This window comes from Sanguibacter sp. TS_SC_8, from assembly GCF_055361235.1.
Genome location: NZ_CM143955.1, coordinates 1634923 through 1646124 on the forward strand (window position 1 = coordinate 1634923; position 11202 = coordinate 1646124).

Below are 11202 nucleotides of genomic sequence, written 5' to 3' on the forward strand. Positions count from 1 at the left end.
ACGCGTGCGCCCCGCATGTGCGATCTAGGATGGCGTCATGACATCTGCCGCTCGCGCGCGACCTGCCACTCATCAGGACCGCCAGTACGAGGACCTCCTGGCACTGGTGATGGAGACCGGGACCGCCAAGGCGGACCGTACCGGGACCGGGACTCGCAGCGTGTTCGGCCATCAGATGCGGTTCGACCTGAGTGCTGGCTTCCCGCTGGTGACCACCAAGAAGGTGCACCTCAAGTCCGTCGTGGGCGAGCTGCTGTGGTTCCTGCGCGGGGAGTCCAACGTGGCCTGGCTGCAGGAGAACGGCATCCGGATCTGGAACGAGTGGGCCGACGCCGACGGTGAGCTCGGCCCCGTCTACGGCGTCCAGTGGCGGTCCTGGCCGACTCCGGACGGCAGGCACATCGACCAGATCACCCAGGTGCTGGCGACCCTGCGCTCGGACCCCGACTCCCGCCGGATGATCGTCTCGGCATGGAACGTCGCCGACCTCGACGCGATGGCGCTCATGCCGTGCCACGCCTTCTTCCAGTTCTACGTCGCGGACGGGCGGTTGTCCTGCCAGCTCTACCAGCGCTCGGCCGACCTCTTCCTCGGGGTGCCTTTCAACGTCGCCAGCTACGCCCTGCTCACCCACATGGTCGCCCAGCAGGTGGGCCTCGAGGTCGGCGACTTCATCTGGACCGGCGGTGACTGCCACATCTACGACAACCACCACGCCCAGGTCGCCGAGCAGCTCTCCCGCGAGCCGTTCCCCTTCCCGCGGCTCGAGCTGGTCAAGGCCGCGTCCCTCTTCGACTACGGCTTCGACGACGTCCAGCTGGTCGACTACGAGCACCACCCCGCGATCCGGGCGACGGTGGCGGTATGAGCGACGCGCTCGGTCTCATCTGGGCGCAGGCCAACGCCCGGGTGATCGGTGCGGACGGCGCCATGCCCTGGCACGTGCCGGAGGACGCCACGCACTTCCGGCGCACGACGACAGGTGCCCCGGTCCTCATGGGCCGCGCCACCTGGGAGTCACTGCCCGAACCGTTCCGTCCGTTGCCCGGCCGCGCGAACATCGTCGTCTCCCGCCAGCCCGGCTACCAGGCGCCCGGGGCCCTCGTGGTGGGGTCGATCGATGCCGCGCGTGCGGCGGCCGGGCCCGGACGGACGTGGGTCATGGGCGGAGCCCAGGTCTACCGGGCGACGATCGAGGTGGCCGACCTGCTCGTGGTGACCGAGATCGACCTCGACGTCGAGGGGGACGCCTTCGCCCCCGAGATCGGCCCGGAGTGGGCAGCGGTCCCGGTGCTCTCCGAGGAGGCCGACGCCGATGGCTGGCGTCGCAGCGCCGCAGGGGTGCGGTTCCGCTTCCTCCACTACACACGGTCGGCCTGACCGACCGGCTACGACACGACCGACTGCTCGGCGGCGAGCATCTCCGAGACGGTGACGAAGGAGTACCCGTCGTCGGTGAGCTCGGCCAACAACCGGCGCACCGCGACATACAAGGACTCCGCGGGTGTGCCCCGACCGTCGTGGCACAAGATGATCATGCCCGGGCTCGCGGAGGCGACGTTGTGGTCGACCGTGCTCTCGGCGCCCGAGGTGGGCAGGTGGTGGGACCACAGGGCCACGCGGTAGCCGAGCTCGGCGGCCGCGAACAGCCCGAGGGAGTCGATCCGCCCGTAGGGTGGGCGCAGCAGGGTCGGTGGGGTGCCGGTCGCCTCCGCGATGGCCTCGTGGGTGAGCGTGAGGCTGTCCCAGATCTGCTCGTAGCTCAGGTCGGTGATGTCCGTGTGCTCGGCGGTGTGGCTGGCGACCTCGTGCCCGGCGGCGTGCACCTCCGCGGTGAGTGCGGGTTCCTTGAGCACCGCCCTGCCCATCTGGAAGAACGTCGCACCGGCGTCGTGGTCGGCGAGAGCGTCCAGGACCATCGGGGTCCAGCGCGGGTCGGGCCCGTCGTCGAAGGTCAGCGCGACGAGCTTCTCCGCGGTCTGCATCCGCCAGAAGACGTCGGTCCCGCTCGCGCGGGTCGCGGACTCCCGGCGGGGTGGGACCCGGTCGGTCGGTGACTTGCGCGGTGCGCGGAGCTCGGGCGCTCGACCGAAGGCCCCGACGACGCCAGCTGCGGTGAACGCGCTCAGCGCCGAGGCGCCCAACAGCTGACGACGGTTGAGCTCGAGTGCCATGAGAGAAGCCCTTCGGAGGCAGTGAGGGTGCGTACCAGCGCGCACCGGGGTCGGGTGGGCTGCCCTCGCGGACGGGAGCAACCTGGGACAGGGTAGCGGCAGTCAGTGCATACCTGACCGCAACCCACCGGACCGGACCGGACGCGTGCCCGCGGTCGGGGCCGTCCGGACCGGTCGTGCTGGACACGCGCACCCGCGAGGGCGGCGCTCACGGTAGTTTGAGGCCATGGTCCTTCCCTCCACGCAGACCCGTCCGTTCGGAACCTTGCTCACCGCGATGGTGACCCCCTTCGCCGCGGACGGTTCCGTCGACCTGGAGGCCGCGGTCGCGCTGGCCGTGCACCTCGTGGACAACGGTCACGACGGCCTCGTGCTCAACGGCACCACCGGGGAGTCTCCGACCACGCACGCGCCCGAGAAGGCTGACCTCGTGAGGGCCGTCGTCGGCGCCGTCGGTGACCGCGCCGTGATCGTCGCCGGTGCCGGATCCAACGACACCGACCACTCCATCCGGATGGCGCAGCAGTCCGCCGAGGCCGGCGCGCACGGGCTGCTCGTCGTCAACCCTTACTACTCCCGCCCCTCCCAGGAGGGCATCTACCAGCACACCGTGGCGATCGCGGACTCGACCGACCTGCCGGTCATGCTCTACGACATCCCCGGGCGGTCGGGGGTGCGCCTGGCTCCCCAGACGTACGAGCGGCTGAGCGGGCACGCCAAGATCGTGGCGGTCAAGGACGCGACCGGCGACGTCTACACGGCCGCCGGCAACATGTCCCGCACGGACATGGCCTGGTACAGCGGGGACGACTCCCTGTTCCTCGCCTTCCTCGCCCACGGTGCGGTGGGCCTGGTCTCGGTCGTCGGGCACGTCGTCGGCCCGCGGCTCGCCGCGATCGGGGACGCCTTCCGCGCCGGCGACCACGCGGGCGCTGCCACCCAGTTCAGCGCGATCATCCCGGTGATCGACGCGATCATGGGTGCCGGGTTCGGTGTCGTCATGGTCAAGGCTGCCCTCGCCGAGCTCGGATTGATCCCGAACATGTCCCTGCGCCTGCCCCAGGTCCCGGCCACCCCCGCCGAGGTCGCGCTCGTCCGCGGCGCGCTGCGCGGCGTCGGGCTGGTCTGAACACATCCGATGACCGCACCGACCGCCTTCGACCGCCCGTCCGCGCTCCCGCCGGCGCTGGCCGAGGGGACCCTGCGGGTCGTCGCGCTCGGTGGGCTGGGCGAGGTAGGCCGCAACATGGCGGTCCTGGAGTACGGCGGCCAGCTCCTGGTGATCGACTGCGGCGTGCTCTTCCCCGACGAGGACCAGCCCGGCGTCGACGTGATCCTCCCGGATTTCTCCGTCATCGCGGACCGCCTCGACGACGTCCAGGCCGTCGTCCTCACGCACGGGCACGAGGACCACATCGGGGCCGTCCCCTACCTGCTCCGCCTCCGCCCGGACCTGCCCCTGGTCGGCTCCCGGCTGACCCTCGCCCTCATCGAGGCCAAGCTCGTCGAGCACCACATCGCCCCGGTGCAGCACCTGGTCGCCGAGGGGGACCACGCCCAGCTGGGCGTGTTCTCCTGCGAGTTCGTGGCAGTCAACCACTCCATCCCCGACGCGCTCGCGGTCGCCGTGACCACCCCGGCCGGGACCGTCCTGCACACCGGCGACTTCAAGATGGACCAGCTGCCCCTCGACGGACGGACCACCGACCTGGCCGCCTTCGCCCGCCTCGGCGACCGGGGGGTCGACCTGTTCATGGTCGACTCCACCAACGCCGAGGTTCCGGGGTTCCTCGCCGCCGAACGCGAGATCGGACCGGTCCTGGACGCGGTCTTCGCCGCGTCCGGGCAGCGGATCGTCGTGGCGTCCTTCGCCTCCCACGTCCACCGCGTCCAGCAGGTGCTCGACGCCGCGTCCCGCCACGGTCGGAAGGTCGCCTTCGTCGGCCGGTCGATGGTCCGGAACATGACGCTCGCGGCCGACCTGGGCTATCTGCACGTCCCGGCCGGGCTGCTCGTCGACGCAGCCCAGGCTGACGCGCTGACCAGCACCGAGGTGGTCCTCATGTGCACCGGGTCGCAGGGGGAGCCGATGGCCGCGCTGTCCCGGATCGCGGCGGGGGAGCACCCGGTGCGGGTGGGCCCCGGCGACACGGTGATCCTGGCCTCCTCGCTCATCCCCGGCAACGAGAACGCGGTGTTCTCCGTGATCAACGGCCTCACCCGGCGCGGCGCGCGGGTCGTGCACGGTGGCAACGCCAAGGTGCACGTCTCCGGTCACGCGAGCGCGGGCGAGCTGCTCACGTGCTACGCCGTGGTGCGCCCGCGCAACGTCATGCCGGTGCACGGGGAACCGCGTCATCTCGTGGCCAACGGGGCGCTCGCGGTCGCCTCGGGCGTCCCGCCCGAACGGGTGGTCGTCGTCGAGGACGGTGTGGTCGTCGACCTGCACGACGGCCGGGCGAGCGTCGTCGGATCGGTGCCGTGCGAGTACGTCTACGTCGACGGGGCCAGCGTCGGGCTGCTCACCGGGTCCGAGCTCAAGGACCGTCTCGTGCTCGGGACAGAAGGATTCCTGTCGCTGTTCGTGGCGATGGACACCGAGACGGGCCTGGTGGCCTCGGGCCCCCACGTCGTCGCCCGCGGGATCGCCGAGGACGACGGGGTGTACGAGGAGATCCGCGCACAGATCGTGACCGACCTCGAGGCGGTGGCCACGCCGGGTGCCCTCGACGTCCACCAGCTCCAGCAGACGATGCGGAGGTCGGTCGGCCGGTGGGTCTGGGGCACCCTGCGGCGACGGCCGATGATCGTCTCTGTGGTCGCCGCGGTCTGAGGCGACCGGGTGGGGAGTAGTCCCCAGACTTCATCTGTCCATTTCCGCCGATCAAGCGCGTGGCGCGTGTAGCCTGATCCGGAATCCTCCTGTTGACCGGACCAGCCGTCCGGCGGTCGTCGAGTTCGTCGACATCACCCGCGCTCTGCGCATCGCTGTTGGAAGGGGCCTTCATGGCTGCACGTTTCAATCCACCCCCGGGATGGCCCCCTGCACCCGAGGGCTGGTCGCCTCCGGCCGGATGGGCCCCTGACCCGTCGTGGGCAGCGCCGCCGCCCGGCTGGCAGCTGTGGCTCGATGACGCGGCGTCGCCCAGCGGCGCCGTTCCTCCTGTCGCGGGTCAGTCCGTCCCGGGCCAGCCCGACGTCGCCCGGTTCGCCGGACCCGACGGGGGCGCGCCCACGCAGGTGTTCTCCGCCCAGGGCGGACCCTCGTCCTTCGCCAAGCAGCCGGACGGCGCTCCGGCGCCCTTCGGCGGACCGCCCCCCGCGCAGGGTGGGTTCGGTGCCCCCAGCGGCCCGCCGCCCGGTGGGTGGCAGGGCGACCCGTCGGCCCAGGGCGGCGCGCCGTCAGGTCCGCGGTCCAGCCGGCAGTGGCTGATCCCCGTGATCATCGCGATCGTGGCGATCGCGGCCATCTTCGGTGTGCTCTTCGCGACCGGAGTCCTGGGCGGCGACGACGAGCCCAAGCCCAAGCCGACCGCGTCCAAGACGGCGGAGGAGACCGACGAGCCCACCGAAGAGCCGACGGACGAGCCCACGGACGAGCCGACCGAAGAGCCGACGGATGAGCCCACCGATGAGCCGACGGACACTGCGCCGGCCGGCAACAACGGCACCCGGGACGTCCCGCTCGCACCCAACGAGCAGGCCACGTTCACGTCGTGGACCGTCTCCATGGGTGCGGCCAACCTGGACGCCTGGGCTGAGATCTCCGCGACCGAGGACGACTACTACACGCCCGAGGCCGGGTTCGTCTACGTGATGGCGCCGGCGACCGTCGCCTACACCGGTGCGGACCGCAGCTCGGTCAGCGACCTCGACTGGGTCTACGTCAGCACCGCTGGCACGACCTACGACGACAAGTGCGGCTACGCGGCCCTGCCCAACGAGCTCGACCAGTACCAGGAGCTGTACACCGACGCCTCGGCCACCGGCAACGTGTGCATCACCGTCCCGGCTGCTGAGGTGGCCGGCGGCGTGTGGCGCGTCGAGTCCTGGGCCGACTACAAGGGAGACTCGGAAGGCTACTTCGCCATCTCCTGATCCTCTGCTGACTCCAGCGCACGCAAGGCCACCCGCCCCGGCGGGTGGCCTTCCGTGTCACCTGGCTCGCTGCACGGGATGGACACGCACCGCGGAATCCGGCGCGAGGCCGCGCACCGCGACTAGATTGGCACGCATGGCCACCCGTGCGACACCCTCTCCGCGTTCGAGCTCCGCCGCGGGTGGGCGCGCCGGGAAGCCCGCTGCGGGACGCTCCCCGGCGAGGAAGCCGAGCACGGCTGTCAAGAAGCCGGCCACCGCCGCGAAGGCTCCAGCAGCCCGGCGTCCGTGGCCGATCAGAGCCGTACGCGGCGCATGGATGGGAGTTGCACACCTCGTGGGCGGAACTGCACGACGGGTCGGGCGCGATGCTCGCGGTCTGGACCCTGCTCATCGCCGGGACGGGCTCGCGTTCGTGCTCCTCGCCCTCGCACTGGTGGTCGCCGCCCGGGAGTGGTGGGGGGTCGAAGGCGCAGCCGGCCTCGCCCTGCACGTCGTGGTGGCCGGGACCTTCGGCCTCGTCGCCGTCGCCATGCCGCTCGTCCTGCTCGGCATGGCCGTGCGGATCATGCGTCACCCGGAGAAGAGGGAGGCCACCTCCCGGGTGACGATCGGGCTGACCGCCATCACCCTGGCCGTCTGCGGGATCGTGCACATCAAGTCAGGCCGCCCCGACATCAGCGAGGGCTTCGACGGGCTGCGGGCCGCTGGCGGGATCGTGGGGTACGCCGTCGGGCATCCCCTCGTGGCGCTGCTGACCGTCTGGATCGCCGTGCCCATCCTGCTGCTGCTCGCATTCTTCGGCGTGCTCGTCGTCACAGCGACCCCGGTCCACGCGATCCCCGAGCGGCTGCGCGGGGTCTACGACCGGCTGACCGGGCACGACCGCACCCTCGTCGACGCTGCAGACGCCGACGCGGCGGACGAGGACGACGACGGCGGGCTGGACCTGGCAGAGGGCGTGCTGCGCCACGACGGCTCGGAGGAGACCCCGGCCAAGGCGCGGCGCCGGATGAAGCTGCCCCGCAAGTCCCGCGCCGACGACGCCGGCGCGACCGAGCTGCTGCCCGGGGGATACGTCGGCGACGAGGCCTTCGAGCGGGCCGCCGCCCTCGAGCGCGAGCTGCTCGAGAGCGCGGTCCTGGACAGCGAGGCGTACGCCCGGGACGCCCGCGCAGCGAGCAAGCGCGAAGCCGCCGGCGACGTCTACGCCGAGCCGGAGACCGAGCTCCTCGGGTCCGAGCCGGCGGCCACCGCACCTGGCACCGGTCGCGGGGCGTCCGAGACCACGACCGCCGCGCCCACGACAGCCGCGACCGTGGTGGACCGCACGTTCGACGCGCCGCCCACCACGGCCCTGCCCCGCGGCGAGCAGCCGATGCTCGACGGCGACACGGTCTACGTGCTCCCGGACGAGAACGTGCTCGTCAAGGGGGCCCCGCACAAGCTGCGCTCAGCCGCCAACGACCGGGTTGTCGAGTCGCTCACGGGCGTGTTCGAGCAGTTCGACATCGATGCGAAGGTCACCGGCTTCACCCGCGGTCCCACCGTCACGCGGTACGAGGTCGAGGTCGGAACGGGTATCAAGGTGGAACGGGTGACCGCCCTGAGCAAGAACATCGCCTACGCGGTCGCGAGCGCCGACGTGCGCATCCTGTCCCCGATCCCGGGAAAGTCGGCGATCGGCATCGAGATCCCCAACACCGACCGCGAGACCGTCGTGCTCGGTGACGTGCTGCGCTCGGCGGTCGCCCGCCGCAGCGAGCACCCCATGATCATGGGCGTCGGCAAGGACGTCGAGGGCGGATACGTCGTCGCGAACCTCGCGAAGATGCCGCACATCCTCGTGGCTGGAGCGACGGGGGCGGGCAAGTCGAGCTTCGTCAACTCGATGATCACCTCGATCCTCATGCGGGCCACGCCCGACGAGGTGCGGATGGTGCTCGTCGACCCCAAGCGCGTCGAACTGACCATCTACGAGGGCATCCCGCACCTCATCACCCCGATCATCACGAGCCCGAAGAAGGCGGCCGAGGCGCTGGAGTGGGTGGTCCGGGAGATGGACGCCCGCTACGACGACCTCGCGATGTTCGGGTACAAGCACATCGACGACTTCAACACCGCGGTGCGGGCCGGCAAGATCAAGCCGCTGCCCGGCTCCCAGCGCAAGATCGCCACCTACCCCTACCTCCTCGTCGTGGTGGACGAGCTGGCCGACCTCATGATGGTCGCCCCCCGCGACGTCGAGGCCTCCATCCAGCGCATCACCCAGCTCGCCCGTGCGGCCGGCATCCACCTGGTGCTTGCCACGCAGCGACCGAGCGTCGACGTCGTGACCGGCCTGATCAAGGCGAACGTCCCGTCACGGCTCGCCTTCGCGACATCCTCGCTCGCCGACTCCCGGGTGGTCCTGGACCAGCCGGGCGCGGAGAAGCTCGTCGGCCAGGGAGACGCGCTCTTCCTGCCGATGGGCGCGTCCAAACCGATCCGTGTGCAGGGCGCCTGGGTGGGGGAGAGCGAGGTGCACGCCGTCGTCGAGCACGTCAAGGCCCAGCTCAAGCCGGTCTACCGCGCGGACGTCGCGGTGGTGGCCACGAAGAAGCAGGTCGACGACGATATCGGGGACGACCTCGACCTGCTGCTGCAGGCCGCCGAGCTTGTCGTCACGAGCCAGTTCGGCTCGACGTCGATGCTGCAGCGCAAGCTGCGTGTCGGGTTCGCGAAGGCCGGGCGGCTCATGGACCTGCTCGAGTCGCGCGAGATCGTCGGGCCCTCCGAGGGGTCGAAGGCCCGTGACGTGCTCGTCCAGCCGGACGACCTGCCCGGCACCCTGGAGATGCTGCGCGGCGGAGGTGGCGCCGCGGACGACGACACCAGCAACGGCGGGGGCGGTGGCATCTCCGGCGGCGTCTCGGCAGCCCGCTACGAGGACCTCAGCGCGACCATGCCGCCGGAGGCTGTCGACTATCACGACAGCGCCGACACCGACGACGACGGATGGACCGGTCCGGTCCGCTGAACCGGTCCGGATCATGACCGCCGGGGGTGACGGACGCACCGACCGTGCGGGTTCCTGGGTCTGGCACAGAGGAAGTGCGCCTACGCTGGGGGGGTGACTTCACAGAACGCTTCGCCGTGGAACGCTCCGAACATCATCACCATGGCACGCATCGCCATGGTCCCGGTGTTCGCCTGGGCCCTCCTGGCCGACGGCGGACACACCGTCACCTGGCGGCTGGTGGCCACCGCGATCTTCGTCCTGGCCGCCGCCACGGACCGCCTCGACGGATATCTCGCGCGGAAGCACAACCTCGTCACCGACCTGGGGAAGATCCTCGACCCGATCGCGGACAAGGTGCTCATCGGCACGGCGTTGGTGCTGCTGTCCTGGCTCGGTGACCTGTGGTGGTGGGTGACGATCGTCATCCTCGTCCGCGAGCTGGGGATCACCGCCATGCGCTTCTTCGTGCTGCGGTATGCGGTCATGCCAGCCTCACGCGGGGGGAAGCTCAAGACCGTCCTGCAGGCGGTGGCGATCTCCATCCTCCTGCTGCCCCTCGACCACCTGCCCGACGCCGTGACGTGGCTGGGTGCCGCGGTGATGGGCGTCGCGCTCGTCGTGACGGTCGTCACCGGGGTCGACTACGCGGTCAAGGGCTGGCAGGTCACCCGAGCGGCCAAGGCGCCCAAGCCGGCGTGACCCGACACTCATGACCCGACACTCATGACGGAGCCGACGTCCGCGGCAGAGGTGCTCGAGCTGCTGAACCGCTCTGGTCGCACCCTCGCCGTCGCCGAGTCGCTCACCGGCGGGATGCTGGCGGCCGCGATCGTCGAGGTGCCCGGTGCGTCGTCGGCGTTCCGCGGCGGGATCGTCGCGTACGCCACCGAGCTCAAGTCCGCCCTGCTCGAGGTCGACCCCGCGCTCCTCGCGGCGCGAGGACCGGTGGACCCGGACGTCGCGTCCCAGATGGCGGCCGGCGTGCGCGCCCGGATGGGGGCCGACGTCGGAGTGTCCACGACCGGGGTGGCCGGACCGGACCCCCAGGACGGCCGCGCGCCCGGGACCGTCTATGTCGCCGTCGACGTGGTCGGTGGACCGTCCCGGGTGCTGGCCCTGGTCCTGCCCGGCGACCGGGGGGACGTGCGGGCGGCGACCGTGCGCGCGGCGCTGGACCTGCTGGGGGAGTGTCTGGTGGGTTCGTGGGAACAAGGGTGATCGGTCCGGCGTTGGAGAAGGTGTGATGATCAGCCGCGGTGGTGAGCGACCAACCCATGTGATGAAACGGTCAAGGTTCGGGACCGGAGAGGGCTCCGAAGGGCCTCTTGCAGGGCAGGCAGGGTACGGTAAGGGGAACGCAGTCGTCACCGGGACCCCACAGACGCTTTCGACGACGGCCGCGACGAGATCGCACGACGCACGATCACAGGCACGATCAGACGCACGATCACATGAAGCACAGGGCACGAGAGGGGGTCGTCACATGGTTCTACTACGTCGGGAGATCGGGGATGTTCTCCGGGACGCCCGCCAGCTGCAGGGACGGACGCTCCGCGAGGTGTCCTCAGCGGCTCGCGTCTCGCTCGGGTACCTGAGCGAGGTCGAGCGCGGTCAGAAAGAGGCTTCGTCCGAGCTGCTCGGCTCGATCTGTGAAGCTCTCAACCGACCGCTCTCGCTGATCCTGCGTGAGGTGAGCGACCGGATCGCGATCGCCGAAGGCCTTGTCATCCCCGACACGGTTCCGGCAGACTTCGCAGCGCTGGGCAGGACGCACAACGACCGTGGCGGCCTCGCCCGCAAGGACCTGCAGCCCATCGGCTGAGATCCAGAGCCTCACAACAGCCCCGCGCCACATGCTGGTGCGGGGCTGTTGTGCGCCTGCGTGCAGCTGGGTGCACCTGACTGCACGTGCCTGCATCGTGGGCTGGT

General features: G+C 70.9%; 10 protein-coding genes. 9 read left to right on the plus strand and 1 reads right to left on the minus strand.

Annotation, left to right across the window (positions count from 1 at the left end):
* Positions 1-37: 37 nt before the first annotated feature.
* The gene (locus tag ACWA15_RS07410; RefSeq protein ID WP_464058907.1) at positions 38-868 is read left to right on the plus strand and encodes a thymidylate synthase; all 831 of its coding nucleotides are present in this window, start codon (positions 38-40) and stop codon (positions 866-868) included.
* On the plus strand, positions 865-1380 hold the full coding sequence (locus ACWA15_RS07415; RefSeq protein ID WP_464058908.1) for a dihydrofolate reductase: 516 nt from the start codon (positions 865-867) through the stop codon (positions 1378-1380). The genes ACWA15_RS07410 and ACWA15_RS07415 overlap by 4 nt, the downstream gene beginning before the upstream one ends.
* Before the next feature lie 8 nt (positions 1381-1388).
* Here ACWA15_RS07415 and ACWA15_RS07420 read toward each other — a convergent pair whose 3' ends face one another.
* Entirely contained in the window at positions 1389-2174 is a 786-nt protein-coding gene (locus tag ACWA15_RS07420) for a polysaccharide deacetylase family protein (protein ID WP_464058909.1), read from the minus strand.
* A 226-nt stretch (positions 2175-2400) separates the two neighbouring features.
* Between ACWA15_RS07420 and dapA the strand changes: the two genes are divergently transcribed.
* The 7 genes from dapA to ACWA15_RS07455 all read left to right on the plus strand — a co-directional run bounded on the left by dapA (position 2401) and on the right by ACWA15_RS07455 (position 11095).
* The gene (gene dapA, locus ACWA15_RS07425; RefSeq protein WP_464058910.1) at positions 2401-3303 is read left to right on the plus strand and encodes a 4-hydroxy-tetrahydrodipicolinate synthase; all 903 of its coding nucleotides are present in this window, start codon (positions 2401-2403) and stop codon (positions 3301-3303) included.
* Positions 3304-3312: 9 nt separating this feature from the next.
* Positions 3313-5007: a ribonuclease J gene (locus ACWA15_RS07430; protein WP_464058911.1), complete on the plus strand. Its 1695-nt coding sequence runs from the start codon at positions 3313-3315 to the stop codon at positions 5005-5007.
* A 173-nt stretch (positions 5008-5180) separates the two neighbouring features.
* Positions 5181-6272 (plus strand): hypothetical protein, encoded by a 1092-nt coding sequence (locus tag ACWA15_RS07435; RefSeq protein WP_464058912.1) that lies wholly within the window; start codon positions 5181-5183, stop codon positions 6270-6272.
* A gap of 319 nt (positions 6273-6591) precedes the next feature.
* On the plus strand, positions 6592-9291 hold the full coding sequence (locus tag ACWA15_RS07440; RefSeq protein WP_464058913.1) for an FtsK/SpoIIIE family DNA translocase: 2700 nt from the start codon (positions 6592-6594) through the stop codon (positions 9289-9291).
* Between the two features lie 93 nt (positions 9292-9384).
* Complete coding sequence (gene pgsA, locus ACWA15_RS07445) at positions 9385-9972, plus strand: CDP-diacylglycerol--glycerol-3-phosphate 3-phosphatidyltransferase (RefSeq protein WP_464058914.1); 588 nt, start codon at positions 9385-9387, stop codon at positions 9970-9972.
* A gap of 24 nt (positions 9973-9996) precedes the next feature.
* Entirely contained in the window at positions 9997-10491 is a 495-nt protein-coding gene (locus ACWA15_RS07450; protein WP_464058916.1) for a CinA family protein, read from the plus strand.
* Between the two features lie 265 nt (positions 10492-10756).
* The gene (locus tag ACWA15_RS07455; protein WP_464058917.1) at positions 10757-11095 is read left to right on the plus strand and encodes a helix-turn-helix domain-containing protein; all 339 of its coding nucleotides are present in this window, start codon (positions 10757-10759) and stop codon (positions 11093-11095) included.
* Positions 11096-11202 lie beyond the last annotated feature (107 nt).